Raw genomic sequence first — 20,394 nt, 5'->3', positions numbered from 1 at the left:
TGCCATGAAACCTTATCTCAATCTGCTACAAGAGGTACTTGATACCGGAACTCGAAAAGAAGACAGAACCGGAACCGGCACTATCAGTTCCTTTGGACATCAGATGAAGTTTGATCTGAAAGAGGGATTTCCCCTTGTTACCACAAAGAAGCTGCACCTCAAGTCTATCATACACGAGCTGCTTTGGTTTATCAAAGGAGACACCAATGTAAAATATCTGCAAGACAATGATGTTCGCATCTGGAATGAGTGGGCTGATAAAAATGGAGATCTCGGACCAATTTATGGCAAACAGTGGCGCAAATGGAGAGATTATAATGGTGGAGAGATAGACCAACTTGCAGAAGCCGTACGAGATATTAAAGAGAATCCTCAAAGCAGACGCATCATCGTATCATCTTGGAATGTTGCCGATCTTCCCGATATGAAGTTGCCTCCCTGCCATGCCTTCTTCCAGTTTTACGTTTCCGGCAACGAACTGAGCTTGCAGCTCTATCAACGGAGTGCAGATCTGTTCTTGGGTGTTCCTTTCAACATCGCCTCCTATGCACTTCTTCTCTGTATGGTCGCACAAGTTACGGGGCTGACACCTCACTACTTCGTACACACATTGGGAGATGCACACATCTATCTGAACCATTTGGAGCAGGTAAAGCTTCAGCTCTCCAGAGATCCTTATCCTCTTCCTACCCTTCGTCTCAATCCGGAAATAAAAGAGTTGGATCGGTTTACTTTTGAAGACATATCAATAGAACACTACATCTCACATCCTACAATAAAAGGAGACGTTGCAGTATGAAGAATGAACACTCCCCTCTCGTATCGATGATTGTAGCCATGGGGCTGAACAGAGAGATAGGACAACAGGGAGATATGCCTTGGGGACGCTCTCTCCGTGCCGACCTTGCTTTCTTCAAGCAGACAACGTTAGGGCATCCTATCATCATGGGACGAAAAACTTTTGAAAGTTTGCCCAATGGAGCATTACCCGGAAGAAGGAATATCATACTCACTCGTTCCAAAGATTATACAGCTCCATCGTGTGAGATAGTACATTCGATAGAAGAAGCGATATCTGTTTGCGAGGGTGAAAAGGAGTTGTTCTTCATCGGAGGTGCGGACATATTCAAGCAAGCTCTTCCTCTGACCGATACACTGTACATCACAGAAGTGGATGCCACTTTCGACCAAGCAGATACTTTCATGCCTCCGCTATCGGATAACTGGACGGAAATATCTGCCATTCATCACCCCAAAGACGATAAAAATCACTACAACATCACATTCCGCAAATTCTCACGCAAGCAATAACTACACAACGGACTCATTACAAGAAATGGCACAACACACTACAAGACATTGGTGGAAGTCTATCATCTCTTTCCTGATGGTTCTTTTTACCATGCCGCTTGGTCATGCTCTCATGGCCATAATGGAACACCTGCTTGTTCCACCGTATCTGCACTATGCCTCTTTTTCTTTAGGGTTTGTCGGGCTTCTTATGGTAATCTTTGGAGTATTCGCAACCGGAGATACAAGACAAACTTTATGGGGCTTCTTTGGAGGACTGCTCTTCTGGACCGGATGGGTAGAGTTCATATTCGTTTACTATGCCCAACGCTTTGGCGTACAAGCCGAGATCGTGGATGGAGAGGTGGTTACCAGACCCGAATACCTCATTCTTCCTGCCACTTTTGGGCTATGGGCTATGTTCATGGTGCTTTACCTGTTCAGCGTAAAGACGGGATGCAACTTCATCAATTGGTGGCAAAGGGTCCTTTTCAGAGGGAAGAAAAACGACATTGTTGTACGTCCGATGACCAGACATACCTCTATCGTAACCTTCATGGAGCTCAATATGATGCTCTGGTCATGCTATCTGCTGCTCATGTTCTGCTACGATGATCACTTTTTAGGAGAGTATCATCCCGTCACTTGGATCGTGTTTGCCGTATGTCTTATAGGCTCTCTATTCATGTTCAAAAAGCAGCTGAAGTTTGGATCCTGGGGTGCCAATATTCGCTTCTCGATAGCCACGGTCATCGTTTTTTGGACTGCCGTAGAAATTCTCGGACGGGTAGAGTTTTTCAAAGAATTTTGGACAGATCCACTCTCCCACCGCATGGAGATGATTCTTATCCTGCTACTCTTTGTTGGATTGGCGGTATATCTATGGATCAAGAGCGTAGCAAAAAAGAAAGAAACACTCCGGTCTCAAGAAGAGAGTAGCAGTTAGAACACTGCGCTCTCAATACCGAATCAAATAAGAAATGGTCTCGTCCCGATAACTATTGTAATGTTATCGGGACGAGGCTTTTCTATAAAATGATGTTTAGAGGGTTAAAGCACATTCGGCTTCCATATTCTTGGACTTCACAGGTTTGGGATAAAACAAAAAACAGACAGGCGCATGGCTACCGATTTTTTGTGAGAATACTTTTTCCGAACCCTTATAAAAACTCCTCCGAACCCTTTCATATCTTTTCCTGAACAGATTAAGAAAAGAGAGTCAAGGCTTGATGATCACAAATCAAGAGTTGATTTGTACAAGTCGAACCATGAAAACCGGTGGTCGAGTCGTGCTTTGTACTCTTGAATAGCTTTACGCTCTTTTCTTAATACGTTCAAATATTTTTCTGAACGGCTTTATTTTGAAAACTTTCCTCTTTTAAGACGAAAAGAGATCAAACAGACGCAACAAAAACAGCCAATTACCGGATCATTCAGATTCCGATAATTGGCTGTTGAGATTATACAAACGAAGCCGTTATGGCTTCCTATAAGCTGATATTAAGGAGTTACCTCTGCTTACTGCTCGCCATACCAAGAGGCATACATCTGATAGTTTGCAGCGATCTTCTTATTCATTTCGGTGGCTTGCTCTATTGCCACCTCTTTGATAAACTTAGCCGGCGAACCTGCATACAACGCTCCGGGAGGGATCTGTGTGCCACTAAGCACTACGCTGCCTGCGGCAACAATTGCTCCGGATCCGACCACGGCATGATCCATAACGATAGCTCCCATTCCGATAAGGGCACCCTCTTCGATGGTTGCTCCGTGAATGATTGCATTATGACCTATGGAGACGTTGTCTTTTATTATGCTCACAGATTTCTGGTAGAGCGTATGCACCACCGCGCCATCCTGGATATTGACATTGTTGCCTATTCTGATACTGTTTACATCACCGCGTAAAACAGTCCCGAACCATATACTGCATCCCTCTCCCATCTCTACATCTCCCACAACCACCGCATTGGTGGCAAGAAAACAACTCTCCGGAATCTTAGGGGTAAAGCCTCTGACGGTCTGTACTATTGCCATACTCTTCTATGTTTTACTCAAGCAGAGAGCGGAGCAGTCTTGGCTTTTAGCCATGCCGACTCTTCTGCGGTCAGTGAAGGACTAACCTCTGCATAAACCTGTGATTGGTAATCGTTGTACCACTTGATCTCTTCGGGAGTCATAAGAGAGACATCTACCAGATTGTTGTCCAAGTAGCACATTGTGAGCGTATCGAACGCGTAGAATGAGCCAAACTCGGTCTCTTTGTATGGAACACAGAGGATAAGGTTCTCTATACGTATTCCGTACTCTCCTGCAATGTAGAGTCCCGGCTCGTTGCTGGTGAAGCAGCCAAGCTCAAGAAGGGCAGGATTTTCGTCCATACGGATATTTTGAGGGCCTTCATGAACGTTGAGGAAGTGTCCCACGCCGTGTCCTGTTCCGTGTCCGTAGTTTTGACACACATCCCATAGAGCTTTACGCGCCAAGATGTCCAGCTGCGAACCTCTTGTTCCTTGAGGGAAGATAGCTCTTGCAATAGCGATGTGCCCTTTCAGTACACGGGTATAGTCTGCTTTCTGACGAGCCGTAGGGTTGCCGTCCAAAGAGACTGTTCGGGTAATATCCGTAGTTCCGTCGCGGTACTGACCGCCGGAGTCCAGCAGCAAGATACCTTTCTTCTCTACTCTCTTACAGCTATCTTTCTGTGCGCTGTAATGCACAATGGCTCCATTGCCGTTATATCCGCAAATGGTGGAGAAGCTATCGCTCACATAAAGATCTCCCTGCGCTCTGAACTCTGCCAGCTTAACTCCAATTTCATATTCCGAAGGCGTTTCCCCTGCATTCAACACTTTTTCCAGCCAGATAAAGAAACGAGTGAGAGCTACCCCGTCTCGCTGCATCGCCTTACGGTATCCTTCCACTTCCACTGCGTTTTTGATCGCTTTCAGACGAGTGATGGCAGAGGTCTTTATCACTCTTGGTGTGTGCGCCGGGATGGATTTGAACAAAGCGTAATTCGTTCTTGCATTATCGAGCAGTACCACCTCTTCTGCCGTAAGACCGGCAACATCCTTGTAGATGTCATTGTATGTACGCACCATTACACCGGCTTCGGATAGAGAGGCTTGCAGTTCGGCAGGTATCTTACCCTCCATTGTATAGATGTATGCAGCCTTTGGTGTAACAAGACCATAAGCTATACCCACCGGGTTGTAAAGCACATCCGTACCTCTTACATTGAAAAGCCAGGCAATCTCATCAAGCATGGTGATAATGCAAGAGTTGGCTCCGTCTGCAAGAAGAGTCTTTCTAAGCAGAGAAAGTTTATCTGCAACAGACATTCCCGCATACTTTAGAGGCTGCTCGTAGAAAGGAAACATCGGGAGAGTGGCAGGCTCTTCGTGCAAAGGTGCTATAAGATCTTTGTCCCACACAACCTCTATACCGTAAGGAGCAAGGGCATTTTGCGTACCCAATGCTTCTGCTGCCGACATGGATTTTCCGAAAAATCCCACTCTGCGGATAGTGGCTTTATGATCTCTGATATATTCAGGAATGGTTGGCGTAGCAGGCATTCCCATCTTGTAAAGCTCAATGGTGGTTCCTTTCAACTGCTCCGAGCCTTGCAAAAAGTAGCGAGAGTCTGTCCACAATCCTGCATGATCTGCGGTAACCATCACTGTTCCGGCAGAACCATTAAAGGAAGAGATCCACTCTCTATCCTTCCAACATTGTGGGGGATATTCGCTCAAGTGATGATCCGAACTCGGAATGATGTAGGCATCTATTCCTTCCTTTTTCATGCTTTCTCTTAAACGAGAAAGTCTGTTTATAATGATTTGCTTGTCCATGTTTATTGAATTTGTTTGGTACTTGTCTATCTGTGTGAGTCTCTAAGGAGATCATTGATGGTCTTTACCGGATTGAATGTTTCGGCAGGCACTTCCACAAATGCGGTGTTCCAGCCTGCCATTGCGCCATTCCAAAGTCCGGGAAGTTCGAGAGCCTTTAATCTCTCTCCGCCTTTGCTCTTTTCCGCAATAAATCCGGTGTTTTCATCTATAAACGCAGTAAGGTCAAAGAATTTTCCCTGATAGTCTTTGATACTGCAAACTATATCTACGGGATTGAAGTGTGTACCCGATAAAAGAAGCTCTCGTCCCTCTTCTGTGGAAGTGTCTATCTGTGTTCCTTCCAAGATCTGAAGAGATGTGGTTCCATCCTCATGCTCGATAATATAAGGCCCGCCACCGGGTTCCCCCTCATTTTTTACCATTCCGCATATACGAATGGGACGGTTGAGTTTCTCGCGGATGATTCTTACCGCATCTTCCGGATGCAGTCCCTCAATATTTATATCCACCGAGAAGTAGCGATAAAGCAGATCTCTTGCCTGCTCGATGGTATCACGAGAGATGCGTCCTTTGGTCAAACTCTCCATCAGACGATAAACCTTGTTGCGAAGAAAGACCAGGAAGCCGCCCAGTACTTTCTTATAAATCACCGTCTCGCACTTATGATGATCGGGCACTACATTATCTATATTCTTGATGAAAATAATATCCGCATCTATTTCGTTCAGGTTCTGAATGAGAGCACCATGTCCGCCGGGACGAAATACGAGTCTGCCCGTTTTCGGATCCCTTAAAGGCTGATTGTTCATATCCACTGCAATGGTGTCCGTTTCCTTTTTCTGGATGCTGTAAGAGATATTGTAGTTTACGGAATAGTGCTCCTCCATGAGAGTTTTCTTCTGATTCATCAGCTCGTTGAACGGTGCTATGTGTTCGGGAGAAAGGGTAAAGTGCAGATGCACATCGCCTTGAAGATCCTTTGCATACATTGCTCCCTCTGCAAGATGCTCTTCTGCCGCTGTTCTGTTTCCATCCTTATACTTATGAAAAAGGAGAAGAGCCTTCGGAAGATTTCCGTAATTGAGCCCTTTTTCTTCTATCAGATAAGATATGACTTTACGATACTCTCCCTGTGCCAACATTCTTGTACAGGTCTTAAACTCGTTTTTCAGACAAACACTATTGAGTGCATCGAAAAATGCAAAGAGATGAATCTGATCCAGAACCGACTTCACAGAATCCGGAAGCTCTTCCATGCTGCACTCCTGAGAGTTTGAAAGCACCTCGTACAGCTCTTTAAACATCCGAGATGCGGCTCCGGAAGCAGGAATAAACTTTATAATCTTCTTCCCGGAAGAAGATTGTGCCTTGCTCCACTCCTCTAAATACTTAACCTGTTCCTCTTTTGACAGTCTTGTAATGCCGTCTCCTACCGTGGCGGATCGTAATACCTTGAGATAAGGAAAGCCATTTGTAAGACGTTTGATCTGCTTCTCTATTTCTTTAAGAGAGAGTCCTTGCTCTTCGATCTGAAGCAAGTCTTCTTGCGTTAAGTAATCAGGGATTTGCATAGGTCGTTTCTACTGTTTTTACACTCCTACAAATATAGACAGAACCAAGAAGAAAACCTAATTATAAACCGGTTCTTAACAGAGCTTATCGGGCATTATCCTCTGCTTATTCTTACTTTACCAGAGAGCATAATGCAAAGAGACCGCTTGAGCATGATGCTCAGGCGGTCTCTTCTATGATTAAGTATGTTGCGTTGTTGCAACTCTTCGGGTTCTCCGGTCTTATTTTTCCTCGAAACGAGCAGTAAAGAAGCGGAGTTGCTTCGGTTCATAAACGAAACGCAGACCCTTGATGTCCTCTTTGTGTTTGAAGAGTTTGATCACTGCATCCGCTACAAGATCCATATGCTTATAAGTGTAAACACGACGAGGAATAGTAAGACGAACAGTTTCGAGCTTAGGTCTGTGATTTTCTCCGGTCTTAACATCTCTACCGGCAGACACGATACCACGTTCCATTGCACGTACACCACCTTCCACGTAAAGGTTGGCAGCAAGACTTTGTGCAGGGAAATCGTCTTGTGTCAAATGCGGACAGAAGCGTCTTGCATCCAAGAATACAGCATGACCTCCAATAGGTTGTATCACAGGAATACCTGCTTCAATAAGACGCTGACCAAGATAACGCACTTGCAATACACGGTGTTGGATGTACTCGAACTGCATACTTTCGCGAAGACCGATAGCCATAGCTTCCATGTCGCGTCCTGCCATCCCCCCGTAAGAAGGCATACCCTCGTAAACAACAACCAATTCTTTTGCACTTTGGAAAAGCTCTTCGTCGTTCATACAAAGGAATCCACCGATGTTCACAAGACAGTCTTTCTTACCACTCATGGTACAACCATCTGCGTAGCTAAACATTTCGTGAACAATCTCTTTGATGCTTTTATCTGCAAAGCCCTCTTCTTGTTCTTTGATGAAATAAGCATTTTCAACGCAGCGAGTAGCATCGTAGAACACCTTGATGCCATGCTTTTGTGTAAGTTCTCTCACTGCTCTCATGTTCTTCATGGAAACAGGCTGTCCACCTGCCAAGTTCACCGTTACAGCTAAACAAACATAAGCAATGTTTTCAGCGCCTTTTTCCTGAATAAGCTTCTCTAACTTCTCCAAGCAGATATCTCCCTTGAATGGGATTTCAAGACCGGCATCGTGAGCTTCATCTCTGATGATATCAACGAAGATACCGCCATTTCTTTCTTGGTGATAGCGAGTGGTGGTGAAGTACATATTACCCGGCACATATTGTCCCGGCTTAATAGCGATCTGGCTCAACAAGTTTTCCGCACCTCTGCCTTGGTGAGTAGGCACAACATGCTTGAAACCAAAAAGCTCTTGTACGGTAGCCTCCAAGTGATGGAAGTTTTTACTACCGGCATAAGCCTCATCACCGATCATCATACCTGCCCATTGCTTATCGCTCATTGCGTTTGTTCCACTGTCGGTAAGCAGGTCGATGTAAACATCTTCACTGTTGATAAGGAAAGTATTGTACCCTGCTTCACGGATTACACGTTCACGCTCTTCACGTGTATTCATCTTCACGGTTTCTACCGCCTTTATTCTAAACGGTTCTGCAGGGAAGTTTTTTAAATCCATAATAGAAATAATTTGAAATAGTTAATAATGAATCTGGACAAATATACACAAAGATTTCATATCTTAGCAGTCTCTTACAGAGAAAATCACTTAATACTTACAGAAGAAATATGAACCACGCAAAAATCGAAAAAGCAGGCTTTGCAACAAAAGCTATTCACGGAGGATCAGAAAAAAATGCCTACGGAGCACTTGCAACACCGATCTTTCAAACCTCAACATTTGTATTCGACTCGGCAGAACAAGGAGGAGCTCGCTTTGCCTTGGAAGAACCGGGATATATTTACTCTCGATTAGGAAACCCATCCTGCACCAAAGTGGAGAAGAAACTTGCTCTGCTCGAAGGCGCAGAGGCAGCAATGTCCACCGCATCAGGTATAGGAGCAGTAACTTCTGCTATTTGGATACTGGTACAGACCGGAGATCACATTGTGGCACACAGGACTCTTTATGGCTGTACACATGCTTACTTCACTCACGGTCTGTCCAGATACGGAATAGAAGTAACTTATGTGGACATGAGAGACCCGCAAGAGGTTGCCAAAGCAATGCGCCCGAATACCAAAGTGGTATATCTTGAAAGCCCTGCAAACCCTAATATGGATATGATAGACATTGCCGCCGTGGCAGAGATAGCCCACCGCCAAGAAGGCGTACAGGTGATGGTGGATAACACTTACTGTACCCCTTACATCTGTCGTCCATTGGAACATGGTGCGGACATCATTATCCACTCTGCCACCAAGTATCTTAACGGACACGGAGATGTCATAGCCGGATTTGTTGTCGGAAAAGAGGAATACATCAATCAGGTACGACTATTGGGAGTGAAAGACCTTACCGGTGCATCGCTCAGCCCATTTGACGCATTCCTTATAGACAGAGGTATGAAGACTCTTCCGATACGAGTGGAAAAGCATAGTGCAAACGCACAAAAGGTTGCCGAGTTTCTCGAAAAGCATCCTCAGGTCTCATCCATCTCATATCCAGGGCTCGAAAGTTTCCCTCAAAGAGATCTGGTAAAGAAATATATGTCTCTTCCCGGAGGTATGATCTCTTTTGAGCTCAAAGGTGGAATGGATGCCGGAAAGAAACTTATCAATGCGATGCAGATGTGTAAAGTGGCAGTAAGTCTTGGAGACGCAGAAACACTTATCCAACACCCTGCCAGCATGACCCACTCCCCTTACACACCGGAAGAGAGAGTCATGGCAAATATTTCGGACGGGCTGGTAAGACTCTCCGTTGGTCTTGAAGATGCAGCAGATATCATAGCCGATCTCAAGCAAGGATTGGATGCGCTTTAATAGGCAGTAACAGCCACATTGCGAAGACACTATGATAAGGGAAAAAACGCTCCCCGATGAAAATCATAACTCAATGGGAACTCCTTCCTCCATGCAAGCTCACAGCAACACTCCTTGCTGTGAGCTTGTTGTTTGTGGATCCCTCTTCTTCCTTGATGGATTTTATCTCAAAAAACCGACGGATTGGCAAGCAATGACGAAGATATAAAAAGAAGCCTCTTTCCATAATCGTATCTTCCGAAAACGAGAAAGAAAATATGCCGTTCAGAGCGAAATTTTTATATAAATCCGAATCAGGGAAATCAGGCTCTCCTTTCCCCTCTCGTCTCCTCTCTTCTCCTATCAAAAAGAAGAAGAATGAAGATAAAACACACCATATCAACAGATTATAAAACCAGCCCAATCTGAGAAAAAATTTTTCTTCAGTCCGTTTGATGGGGCTTTTTCGCGTTAATAAGCGTAAATTTTAACACCCACCTCTGTAAACAAATCCTAATGCAATTTTATGCTTAAAAACAGCCAAAAAGGGGACAAAACAGCTAAAACACTAATAACCAGGCAAGTAATCAAAAATTCTAAACACGTTAATCGAATCCGGTAAACGTGTTTAATGAAATCACTAAACGTGTTCATTGAAAAATTAAACACGTTTAGCCGACAAAATATGCTCGTTTACTGTTTGGGCTTAACGAGTATCGGAATTTGTGTTAATAAAACAGCCTGAATTTAACAGTTCGGTCGTGCTCTGAAAACGCCCCCTCCGATCAAAATAGAGAGCGCAAAAATGGACACATTTCTGCGGTATGGAATATATAAAAACAGCTCCACAAAAGGGAGCTGAAAACTGAAACGAGAAAATATAAATAGCAACACTTTTTCTTTATACCTTTGTCGGATAAAAGGCGTCGGGAGCCTTTTTCCCAAAAGACTCCCGACAAAAATTTGTATTTATCACTTTTAGTATGGTTCCTTTGTGTCAGGAAATATGCTCGCGATTGCGGGAGTGCTCCATCATCGGAATCTCCACTTGTCCTCACGAAGGGACATATTTAGTTAGTTCAGCCTATGTTTGGCAAAGCGATTATTGTATTACTATTACGCTGACAAAGTTATCTCCTATGATAAAATATGCAAATACCTAATAATATTGATTTTGAATAAAATCCGTACCTAAAAACTATCATTGCTAATCTCGACCATATATTGTAATTTTGATACGAAATAGTTAGACGAAATATTTTTCGCAGTATAAAAGATATAAATACAGACATATAGAATGAAGACAATATATAATGGTCGTAGTAAAATGGCAGATCTGATCAGCGAAAACTACAATATGCTTCTGCTGATGAACAGGTTTGGCATCCCTTTGGGTGTGGGAGAAAAAAGCATCGCAGAGGTCTGCAGGGAAAACAGCGTGGATCTGGAGACATTCCTCTACGTGGTACACTACCTCTCTTCTCGTACAACGGGAGACAATATGGATTTGCATAGAAGAATATCCATACCGCAGCTTATTGTTTATCTACGCAATTCGCACGACTACTTCCTGCATTACCGCCTTCCGGAGCTAAGGAGCAAGCTGCTGAATGCCCTCGAAGAAGCTCCCCAAGATGTCGTGTATGTCATTATCAAATTCTTCGATGAATACGAGGACGAAGTACGTAAACACATGAGTTATGAAGACAAATATGTATTCCCTTATGCAACGAAGCTGATAAATGGAGAGAAAGATAGCAAGTACAATATAGATATATTCCGCAAGAAACACGACCAGATAGAGCTTAAGATCAAAGAGCTGAAAAATATTCTTATCAAATACTACCCAACACAAAGCGGGTATAAACTTCACAGCGTACTATACGATATTTTTGCATGTCAGATAGAACTTTATGACCACAACCATGTAGAAGATCATGTCTTTATACCTGCAGTGGCGAAGCTAGAAGAAGAGATGTCGGATAGTTTAGTATAAATCTATATTTTTGAACATAAAATCGAAACTCCTGACATGCAAAAGAAAATAGTCATAGCCATCCCATATCCTCTTCTTCGCATAGGCTTGGAGAATACTATAAAACGAGTAGAGATACTAGCCAAATCGCACTACTTCGTTCTTCACAGCCCCGAAACTTTGGGGGAAGTCCTTTTGGCAGAAAAGCCCGATTTGGTTTTGGTCTCTTCCTCTATCATCGGAGGGATTATGGTACAAACCCTTAAAGAGCAAACCTCTTGCCCCCACACTCATTTCGTAGTGGTAGGAGGGCTTCCGGGAGAATCTATTGAAGCCAAATATTATGATGCATCCATCCTTTTCACCGACACGGAAGAGGAGATAGAGAAGAAGATCTCTCGCCTGTTTGAACAGGAAGAAAAGGAGAAGAAGAGCAATGAAGAGCAACAAGTACTCACCCCAAGAGAGAAAGATATTGTGATATGCGTCGTGAAAGGACTTACCAATAAGGAGATAGCCGATGAGCTTTTCCTTTCAACCCATACGGTCATCACTCACAGGCGTAACATTGCGAAAAAACTACAGATACACTCCCCTGCCGGTCTCACAATCTATGCGATAGTGAACAAGCTTGTGGAGCTTAAAGATATCAAGCAAAACATCGACCCGAACTCATAATATCCTCTCTCCGGAATGTATTTTTTGATCTTCGGAGGGTGGATTATGGTTCTGGAATATCTGTTTACAGGAATATTGGCTTGCGTATCCATGAATCGGTATTGCTTGGGATCGCAGTGCTTGAGAATAGTCTCTCATATCTTGTTTCCGTACTCTTACAAGGTAGTTTCAAAGGACAACTTCTCTTTTTTTAGCCGTCTAGGCAATGTTTTTGGAGTTGCTTAGCGTGGGTCGGATCATATAGGCAATTCACATTACATTTGGTATTTTTCTCTTTTGTACAATCATAGGCATACCGCTTAGCAAAAAACATTTTGCTCTTATCGAGTTATCGCTTGTTCCTTTTGGGAAAACCTTTGTAACGGCATCGTTCACTTCGCGTATCTGAACCGCTTTTGCAACAGGCTGAAAAGGATAAAGAGTGTTGAGTAATAGAGTAAAAGGGCAGGTATTCCAATCATGAGCTCTCCATCAAGTCCGGGAATAGAAGCAAAGTAAGAAGTTACAGCCGTTAGGGTTTCCAGTACCCGATTCACTCCCAATCCTATAATGGGAGATAGAATAGGAAGAAAGAGCAAAGAAAGCACGAGGAACAAGCCCAATACGATAGCGATGGTAGCGAGTAGCGTTACCGGAATATTGCTCCAGAGAAAGACCAGGCTCCAACGATTGGTAAAGTATGCGAGCCATGCCCAAATACCCAAATGAGCTGTGATAGAAATCCACAGAATATTGAACAAATAGACCAATATGGGATGTTCGGGCTTCAAAATCTTTTTGCAAAAAGGATAAAAGTGAAGTATGCCCCAGACAGCAAAGACACTGAGAAGGAATCCCATATTGAAAATATAGTAAGGGGCTACCATGAGAATCGCAACAACAGTTCCCGTCCATATTTGTACGGCATCGGCTCTCCTGTTCAAACTCTTATAAAGAAGCAGAAAAGCAATCATCACGAAAGCCCTCACAGTGGATGGAGAAGCTCCCGTGAGAAGCGTGTAGGAGAGCAGAAGCGGTAAAGCTATAAGATAACGGTATGACCGATGACGGTATTGGGGCAATAAATGTTTGAGCAACCAGAGCAGACAAGAGGCAATAACGCCAAGATGAAATCCGCTTATAGCCAAGACGTGTGCCACTCCCGATGCTTCAAATGAACGACGCACATCGTCATAGTCTTGATTTTTATACCCTAAGCATAATGCGTAGAAGAGAGAGCGTGACGATGGAGATAGTATCTCGCCAAGAGCCTTTTCCGTTCGGGAGATGATTTTCTCTCTGTAGTTTTCGAACTTATCTCTGATGCTCTCTCCGGCTTTTTCTTTTCCGGCAGCAACGATTTCAGACTTATCTAACCATGCGTACCGGAAATAGCCTTCCCCTTTGAGGTAGGTGTAGAAAGAGTTATTCTCCGGTGCATTCTTGCCAAAAAGATCGTGAGGAGAAGATAAAAGGGTTACGGCATCCCCTTTGGTATATAGAGGTAAATCTGCCGAAGAGCTGCCTCTAACCGTTGCGTAGACTTTTCGAGGAAGAAAAATATTTTCCGAAAATGGCATCAAGGAGAGAGTGATTGCCCCTTTCCGGTTCAGCGTTCTTTCTGTGATGATATACTTACGACTCTGATCCCATCCCGACGGACTATTGATACGATAACCATAGAGTATGCCAAATGCCATCATAAGCACTGTCCACAGCAGTGCAACAATCCAAGGGGAAGCATACTTAAAAGCAAAAAGAAGATCCGGAGAGCATTCTTCCCTATCCCAAGGAAAAGTACTCTCCGGATCTTTTTCTCTTCTACCCGATATTGAGCTAATATAAATCCCTGCCGTCAGTGCCACAAATGCAATGGCGGCTACAACCGGCAAAGAGACTCTTGAAGCGTAAAAGTAGACCCAAACGAGCGCAACAACCAGAGCCGATAGCAGGAAATACGCCGGTCTGGAAGCATATCTTGTCGGAGTCATCTGCTGTTCCGATACTTAGCAAGAGAGCAGTGTCTCTATTCTCTCCTCAGGATTCTCTGCCGCAAAGACATAATTCCCGGCAACTAAAACATCCACTCCACAAGAGATGAGTTGTGCTCCGGTCTTTTCATTGACTCCACCATCCACTTGGATAAGAGTATTCAGTTCTTGCGCATCTATCATCTCACGAAGCTCTTTGACCTTATCGTAAGTCCTTTCTATAAATTTCTGTCCTCCAAATCCCGGATTTACGGACATCAAAAGTACCATATCCGCTTCTCGGAGAATATCTTTCAGCAAAGCCACAGGTGTATGCGGATTCAGAGCAATACCCGCTTTCATCCCCTGTTCTTTGATTGCAGTAAGGGTTCGATGAAGATGCGAACAAGTCTCATAATGCACGGTGAGCATATCTGCACCGGCACTCTTAAAAACCGAGATGTATGGAGTGGGATCTACTATCATTAAGTGTACATCGAGAAACTTTGATGTCATGCTCCTTACAGCTTTTACCACCGGGACTCCAAAGGAAATATTAGGGACAAAGACACCATCCATAATGTCCAAGTGCAACCATTCCGCTTTGCTTCTATTGAGCATGGCAACATCATCAGCCAGATGAAGAAAGTCCGCAGAAAGCAAAGAAGGAGATATTATACGTTTGCGATTCATAATATGTTTAGCATTTAGGTTTTTATCATCAATTATAAACAGATGGGAGATCTAATGCTTATCTCCATCTATTCGGATCACACGGATCACATCATTATGTTCTTTGAGTGTAACCATAAGGTCTTCCAGTTGTGCCACATCCGAAACACGGATGGTCATCTGCCCTTCAGCCATTTCTCTATTGGCACGGAAGTTAATATCCCAAAGTTCGATACCTTTATCCTTGAGAGTTGTAAGGATGTTGAGCACAAAGAAATCTATATTGACACCATATATACCCAAAGTCACCCTGAAAGGCGAATGCACATGCGCTCCCCACTCTACATTGACAATACGATTGCCGTGAGAAGCTTTTTGATTTATTGCTACCTGACAATACCTCTTGTGTATCACCACCTGATTGTGTTCATTCAGGATACCATGTACCTCTTCTCCCATTATGGGTCTGCAACATGAAGGGCGAATATAATTTCTGTACCCTTCCTGAGAGGTAAGGGTATAGGTCTCTTTAATTTTGCTAAGATCCATCGCCGGAGTAGTACGAAGAACCACCAATGGGTCGTGCGGATCCACAACTTCATCATTCTGATGTGCGACAATGCCATCCAAAAGTTCGGTTGTAAGCTTTACCACTCCATGCGCTATATCTATAAGCATGTCTTCAAAAGAGAGATAACCGGGAAGAGGAGATGCCTTGCACTTCTCCACAAGGGCTTTATCCTGATTGTTCTTCTCGCAAAACTCTTGCAGAATCTCCCTTCCTTTCTTAATATCATTCTCTCTCTGCTTGTTCAAGTATCGGATAATATGACGCTTCACGGAGGGATTGGTTACAAACTTCAACCAAGTCTCCTTGGGACGTGTCTTGGATGTGGTTATTACTTCAACCTGATCTCCATTGGAGAGACGATAGTCCAATCCCACCATTTCATGATTCACTTTTGCACCTATACAATGATCACCAAGCTCCGTATGTATAAGGTATGCAAAGTCGAGTACGGTAGAACCACGTGCGATACCTATCTGATCTCCTTTGGGAGTAAAGACCAACATCTTTTCGTTTGACATATGAAACATCATGTTCTCATAGTCGTCAGATGCACTCGGACCGGGATTGCTGAGAAGTTCTTTGACGTTATTCAGTATTCGTTCTTCTACTTCGTCCACCTTGAAAGCTTCTGCCTTATAACGCCAATGGGCTGCGAGTCCTTTCTCAGCCATCTGGTGCATCTGTCTGGAGCGGATCTGTACTTCTATCCACTCGCCCGAAGGTCCCATTATGGTGATATGAAGTGCTCTGTAACCATTCTCTTTAGGACGTGTTACCCAGTCTCGGATACGATCATCTTTGAGTCTGAAATGAGAAGCTAACACCTGATATATTCTGAATATATCGGTATACTCCGTCTCCGGAGAGGTAGGGGTAAAAATGATACGTATGGCAAAAATATCGTAGATCTCGGAGAAAGGAACCTGCTTGCTCTTCATCTTTCTCCAAATAGAGTAAACAGACTTGATGCGATAGTGCATCTCATAGTTTAGACCTATATTATTAAGATCTTTCTTGAGAATGTTCTCACAAAGTAAGAAGAGGTCTTCCCTGCTCTGCTTGGTATTTTCGATATTTCGCTTTATTTCTGCATACTCTTCCGGGTGATCGTATTTCAGGGAGAGATCTTCAAACTCGGTTTTGATGTCGTACATTCCCAGACGTTCTGCCAAAGGAGAGTAAAACAGCCGTGTCTCTGCTGCAATTTTCGCCTGCTTCACTGCCGGCATACTGCTGAGCGTACGCATATTGTGAAGACGGTCAGCTATCTTGACCAAAATCACACGAATATCTTTATTGGCTGTAAGCAACAATCTGCGTATGTTCTCAAGCTGTGCCGAAGTATCCTGCGTAACCACATCGACGGATTTTGCCAATATCTCACCGGAAAGTTTGGTAAGACCATCCACGATTACCGCAATGGTAGGACCAAACATATCTTCAATATCTTTGATAGTGTACTCTGTATCTTCCACCACATCATGCAAGAGAGCAGCAGAGATACTGGTAGAACCGAGACCTATTTCATTGCAACAGATATCTGCAACGGCAATAGGATGCAAGATATAAGGCTCTCCGCTTTTTCGTTTAGCCCCGGCGTGTGCATCCTTAGCCAGCTGGAATGCCTTGACGATAACATCTGTACGTTTACGGTGATTGCTATTCCGGTAATCTTGTATCAGCTTATCGAATGCTTTCTGGATAAGAATCTGACCTTCTTCTTCACTTATGATTTTTGTATCCTTTTTGGTCATGGCTCTGTACTCTATAGTTGTTAATAGAACAATAACAAATATAGCAATTCTTTAAGAATATACATCTTGTGTCAGCTTCCTGAAACGACGATGCAGCAACAATCCCAAAGCCGAGAGACTGACAGGGAAAGCCATCCAAACACCCAAGACTCCCAGTTCCAACTTTATGCCCAAAACGTACACTAAAGAGAGGGCAAGAAAAATATGACAAAAGAGAGCGCAGACAGCCATATACTTAACGTCTCTTATCCCTCTGAGAGCATTGGCATAGAGGATCTGCGTGAGGTCGCCAAACTGATAGACAATAACGGGAAAGATGAGCAGTGAAACCGTAGAGACAATATCTATACTGTCTGTAAAGAGATAGCCGATATAGTTCCTTGTCAGGAGTAGGACGACTACCGTAACAAGAGCAAGAAAGATGAGCATATTGCGTCCGCCTTGAACCACTCGCCTCATCTCCGAGACAAGTCCTTCGCCATAGTATTTACTCATCAGTATGGTTACGGCAGCCGAAAGTCCGTAAAAGATCATAAATCCGAGCGTAGAGATCACACTCATGATCTGATGTGCCGCCAAAGCATTAGCCCCCATCCATCCCACCATCACTACGGCAAGAGAGAAAGAAGCTGTCTCCATTCCCATCTGAGCTGCTGTGGAGAGCCCTAATCCGAATAGAGATTTTACATGCACGCGCTTCACCTGTCCTCTCTCCTTAGGTAATGATTCATAGAGCTTCACGAATGAACGCCCCTTGTAACAGACTACTCCGAGAGCGACAAGACAAAACAACCTCGCAATAAATGTCGCCAGACCTGCACCTGTAAGCCCAAGCTCCGGAAAGCCCAGCTTACCGTATATCAGCAGATAGTTCAGTACAATATTCAGTCCGTTGGACAAAAGCATTATGATCATAGGGGCAGACGGATTACCTGCTCCCTCCGCATACTGCTTGTAACCATTGAAAAGCATCAGCACCGGAATGGATGCCAGCTGTATAATATAGTATGGTACAATAAGCGGAATAAGCTCCTCCGGTTGGTTGAGAAGATCTATCCTCAGCAGCAGAAAGCCCATAACCAAAACCAGAAAGAGGGCAATGATAAGGTTGGCAAGCAGTGCACTTTTCAGCAGAGAGAGGTGTTCTCCGTCTTTTCCGGTTACGGAGGTGGCGATCAGAGGAGAAAGCCCGTAAGAGAAACCCAGCCCGAAGATAAAGGCAAGGTTCATGAAGTTGTTTACGAAAGAGGCAGAAGCAAGCTCCGGAGTACCATAATGCCCGACCATCATATTATCTATGAAGCCGACAAGAATAAGACCGACCTGACCCAAAATGATAGGAAGGCCGAGCTTCAGGAGTGGTTTGTAATACGGATTTTGAAGCCGACAACGGGAAAAAGACATCTAAATCTCTTGCCAATAACAGATACGACAACAGAACAAAAAAGAAGTAATCTCTTACTTCTTCTTTTTCTTCAATATCACCACCTTCTTGATGTAGACGGGCGACACCGGCTGATCTGCTCCGTCCGTCGAGACAGACTGTATCTTTTCTACCGTATTCATTCCCTTCACCACCTCTCCGAAGACCGTGTAATTTCCATCCAGATGCGGAGTGCCTCCCATCATTTTGTAGGCTTCTTTGATCTCATCTGTAAAGGTTAGGCCTTTGCTTGCTTCGTACCTTTTGAGATCCGAATCCAGATAACACTTACCCGTCACGATGTAAAACTGAAAGGAGGATGACTTCTTCTCCGGATTGACATCATCTCCGGTGCGAGCCGCCGCCAACGCTCCATATTTATGGAAATACTTCGGATACACTATCTCAGCCGGGAGAAGCTCCGAGTGTTTCTCTTCCAATCGTGTGGCGGAGAGGGAGTCTCCTTTGAGCACATTGCCGCCGGCTTGCACCATGAACTGCTTGATCACACGATGGAAAATGACCTTATCGTATGCCTTTTCCCGCACGAGACGGATGAAATTGTCCCTATGCAAAGGCGTCTCATCGTACAGACGCACCTCCACACTTCCCTTATTGGTTACGATCTTCACATAAGTGGCTGTATCTTGCGGTGCATCAGTGGCAAAAGCGAGACCGGACAGCGATAAAAACGCAACAATGGCGCAAAGTATTTTTCGAGACATAATCTTAATCTTTTTAATCGAGACATCGCGACCTTCCGTGTGGGGGTGCTTTATCTCCAAAACCAAACTTCGTCGCAAAGATACCAAAACAGACTCAATAAGAGCCTCTTCCCTGCCGTTGCGGGAAGAAAAATCTTCTCGAATATCGGGAGAAAAGCAATAAAAATCACCATTTCTTGCGATTGTGAGCCGTCGTCGGATTCGATACATTTGCAGATATTTCACACAACCGACATTCACAATCATGGACCTCTCCTTCTTCACAACACTAAAGCCCGGCTGGCTCAACACATGGATTCTCTCACTGGGAGCGCTGCTCGTACAGTTCGTATGGATGGCACTTTTCCGCGAAGGAGGCAGGCGGGCGGTGGACACCTCCTGGTACACAGCCAAAGACAAAATCAACGCCTCCGTCAGCACCTCATTGCAGATCCTCCTGATCCTGCTCTCGATCTTCGTCCCCTTCAAGTGGGGCACGGCATGGTTCACGGTCGGCATCATCGTCTTCTCCGTCTCCTTGCTCGCCTCGATATACGCCTATCACAGCTACGCCGCAGGCGAACCGGGAAAAACCATCAGGGGCGGACTCTACCGCCGGTCTCGCAACCCGATGTACTTCTTCTTCTTTCTTTCGATGTTCGGGCTCTGCATCGCCTCGGCATCTTTATGGATGCTGCTCGTGATGGTACCGTTTGCCATCTCAACCCACCTGACCGTCTTGGGAGAAGAGCGTTACTGTGCAGAGACTTACGGCGAAGAATACCTCCGATACAAAGCAAATACGCCGCGATACTTCCTATTCTTCTGACAGCAGACGCAGGCACGTCCCCGGTCATTTCCGTATAACAAAGATCCCGATGCAGGCACTCTTCGCATCGGGATCTTTTTGCTTTTCGGAAGACACCTCCGCCGAGATGGAGAAAAAAATGATTCGGAGAAGGAGAAAAAGCAGTAGAAAAAACCTTTTTTCTTACCGTGCAAAAAGTAAGAAATAATCGGGGAAAAACGCATATCCTAATTACCAATTCTATATTTCACGGC

Annotated in this window: 17 protein-coding genes; 8 read left to right on the top strand and 9 right to left on the bottom strand. The window is 44.4% G+C overall.

The window, feature by feature from the left end; all coding sequences use genetic code 11:
* The first annotated feature begins 4 nt into the window (after nucleotides 1–4).
* From HQ29_RS05220 to HQ29_RS05210, 3 genes are read left to right on the top strand one after another with little or no spacing between them, the layout of a single operon-like run.
* Nucleotides 5–799, top strand: coding sequence for a thymidylate synthase (locus tag HQ29_RS05220; protein ID WP_036863820.1), 795 nt, complete (start codon nucleotides 5–7; stop codon nucleotides 797–799).
* The gene (locus HQ29_RS05215) at nucleotides 796–1,311 is read left to right on the top strand and encodes a dihydrofolate reductase (protein ID WP_036868049.1); all 516 of its coding nucleotides are present in this window, start codon (nucleotides 796–798) and stop codon (nucleotides 1,309–1,311) included. The genes HQ29_RS05220 and HQ29_RS05215 overlap by 4 nt, the downstream gene beginning before the upstream one ends.
* Before the next feature lie 25 nt (nucleotides 1,312–1,336).
* Nucleotides 1,337–2,236, top strand: coding sequence for a hypothetical protein (locus HQ29_RS05210; RefSeq protein ID WP_036845936.1), 900 nt, complete (start codon nucleotides 1,337–1,339; stop codon nucleotides 2,234–2,236).
* Nucleotides 2,237–2,808: 572 nt separating this feature from the next.
* Here HQ29_RS05210 and HQ29_RS05205 read toward each other — a convergent pair.
* The 4 genes from HQ29_RS05205 to HQ29_RS05190 form a co-directional block, all read right to left on the bottom strand.
* A complete protein-coding gene (locus HQ29_RS05205) occupies nucleotides 2,809–3,327 on the bottom strand; it encodes a gamma carbonic anhydrase family protein (protein ID WP_036791880.1) in 519 nt (172 codons plus the stop codon).
* 17 nt (nucleotides 3,328–3,344) lie between these two features.
* Nucleotides 3,345–5,144 carry an aminopeptidase P family protein gene (locus HQ29_RS05200; protein ID WP_036845933.1) on the bottom strand — a complete coding sequence of 600 codons (1,800 nt, stop codon included), beginning with the start codon at nucleotides 5,142–5,144 and terminating at the stop codon, nucleotides 3,345–3,347.
* 26 nt (nucleotides 5,145–5,170) lie between these two features.
* Nucleotides 5,171–6,718, bottom strand: a complete 1,548-nt coding sequence (locus tag HQ29_RS05195; protein ID WP_036868047.1) for a DUF4301 family protein — start codon at nucleotides 6,716–6,718, stop codon at nucleotides 5,171–5,173.
* Between the two features lie 222 nt (nucleotides 6,719–6,940).
* Nucleotides 6,941–8,320 (bottom strand): tyrosine phenol-lyase, encoded by a 1,380-nt coding sequence (locus tag HQ29_RS05190; RefSeq protein ID WP_036791873.1) that lies wholly within the window; start codon nucleotides 8,318–8,320, stop codon nucleotides 6,941–6,943.
* Between the two features lie 110 nt (nucleotides 8,321–8,430).
* On the opposite strand from HQ29_RS05190, the gene megL reads away from it, so the two are divergent.
* The 4 genes from megL to HQ29_RS10595 all read left to right on the top strand — a co-directional run bounded on the left by megL (nucleotide 8,431) and on the right by HQ29_RS10595 (nucleotide 12,647).
* Nucleotides 8,431–9,627 carry a methionine gamma-lyase gene (gene megL / locus HQ29_RS05185; protein WP_036868045.1) on the top strand — a complete coding sequence of 399 codons (1,197 nt, stop codon included), beginning with the start codon at nucleotides 8,431–8,433 and terminating at the stop codon, nucleotides 9,625–9,627.
* Nucleotides 9,628–10,903: 1,276 nt separating this feature from the next.
* Nucleotides 10,904–11,602: a hemerythrin domain-containing protein gene (locus HQ29_RS05175; protein ID WP_052079414.1), complete on the top strand. Its 699-nt coding sequence runs from the start codon at nucleotides 10,904–10,906 to the stop codon at nucleotides 11,600–11,602.
* A 36-nt stretch (nucleotides 11,603–11,638) separates the two neighbouring features.
* Nucleotides 11,639–12,259 carry a response regulator transcription factor gene (locus HQ29_RS05170; RefSeq protein ID WP_036791865.1) on the top strand — a complete coding sequence of 207 codons (621 nt, stop codon included), beginning with the start codon at nucleotides 11,639–11,641 and terminating at the stop codon, nucleotides 12,257–12,259.
* A gap of 247 nt (nucleotides 12,260–12,506) precedes the next feature.
* On the top strand, nucleotides 12,507–12,647 hold the full coding sequence (locus HQ29_RS10595) for a YccF domain-containing protein (protein ID WP_081964622.1): 141 nt from the start codon (nucleotides 12,507–12,509) through the stop codon (nucleotides 12,645–12,647).
* Here HQ29_RS10595 and HQ29_RS05160 read toward each other — a convergent pair.
* Genes HQ29_RS05160 through HQ29_RS05140 form a run of 5 tightly spaced genes read right to left on the bottom strand, consistent with a single transcriptional unit; the run spans nucleotide 12,631 to nucleotide 19,353 of the window.
* On the bottom strand, nucleotides 12,631–14,229 hold the full coding sequence (locus HQ29_RS05160; protein ID WP_036868041.1) for a ComEC/Rec2 family competence protein: 1,599 nt from the start codon (nucleotides 14,227–14,229) through the stop codon (nucleotides 12,631–12,633). The two genes, HQ29_RS10595 and HQ29_RS05160, sit on opposite strands and share 17 nt — an antisense overlap.
* A gap of 15 nt (nucleotides 14,230–14,244) precedes the next feature.
* On the bottom strand, nucleotides 14,245–14,901 hold the full coding sequence (gene rpe / locus HQ29_RS05155) for a ribulose-phosphate 3-epimerase (protein ID WP_036791855.1): 657 nt from the start codon (nucleotides 14,899–14,901) through the stop codon (nucleotides 14,245–14,247).
* A 51-nt stretch (nucleotides 14,902–14,952) separates the two neighbouring features.
* Entirely contained in the window at nucleotides 14,953–17,205 is a 2,253-nt protein-coding gene (locus HQ29_RS05150; protein WP_036863833.1) for a RelA/SpoT family protein, read from the bottom strand.
* Nucleotides 17,206–17,256: 51 nt separating this feature from the next.
* Entirely contained in the window at nucleotides 17,257–18,609 is a 1,353-nt protein-coding gene (locus tag HQ29_RS05145; protein ID WP_036868039.1) for an MATE family efflux transporter, read from the bottom strand.
* A gap of 54 nt (nucleotides 18,610–18,663) precedes the next feature.
* Nucleotides 18,664–19,353 (bottom strand): peptidylprolyl isomerase, encoded by a 690-nt coding sequence (locus HQ29_RS05140; RefSeq protein WP_036792802.1) that lies wholly within the window; start codon nucleotides 19,351–19,353, stop codon nucleotides 18,664–18,666.
* A gap of 244 nt (nucleotides 19,354–19,597) precedes the next feature.
* Here HQ29_RS05140 and HQ29_RS05135 point away from each other — a divergent pair, with 244 nt between their 5' ends.
* Nucleotides 19,598–20,161: a methyltransferase family protein gene (locus HQ29_RS05135; protein ID WP_036791849.1), complete on the top strand. Its 564-nt coding sequence runs from the start codon at nucleotides 19,598–19,600 to the stop codon at nucleotides 20,159–20,161.
* Nucleotides 20,162–20,394: the final 233 nt, after the last annotated feature.

The organism is Porphyromonas canoris, assembly GCF_000765975.1.
Classification (GTDB): Bacteria; Bacteroidota; Bacteroidia; order Bacteroidales; family Porphyromonadaceae; genus Porphyromonas_A; species Porphyromonas_A canoris.
The sequence above is the reverse complement of the archived record's forward strand: the minus strand, read 5'-3'. Positions and strand labels throughout refer to the sequence as shown.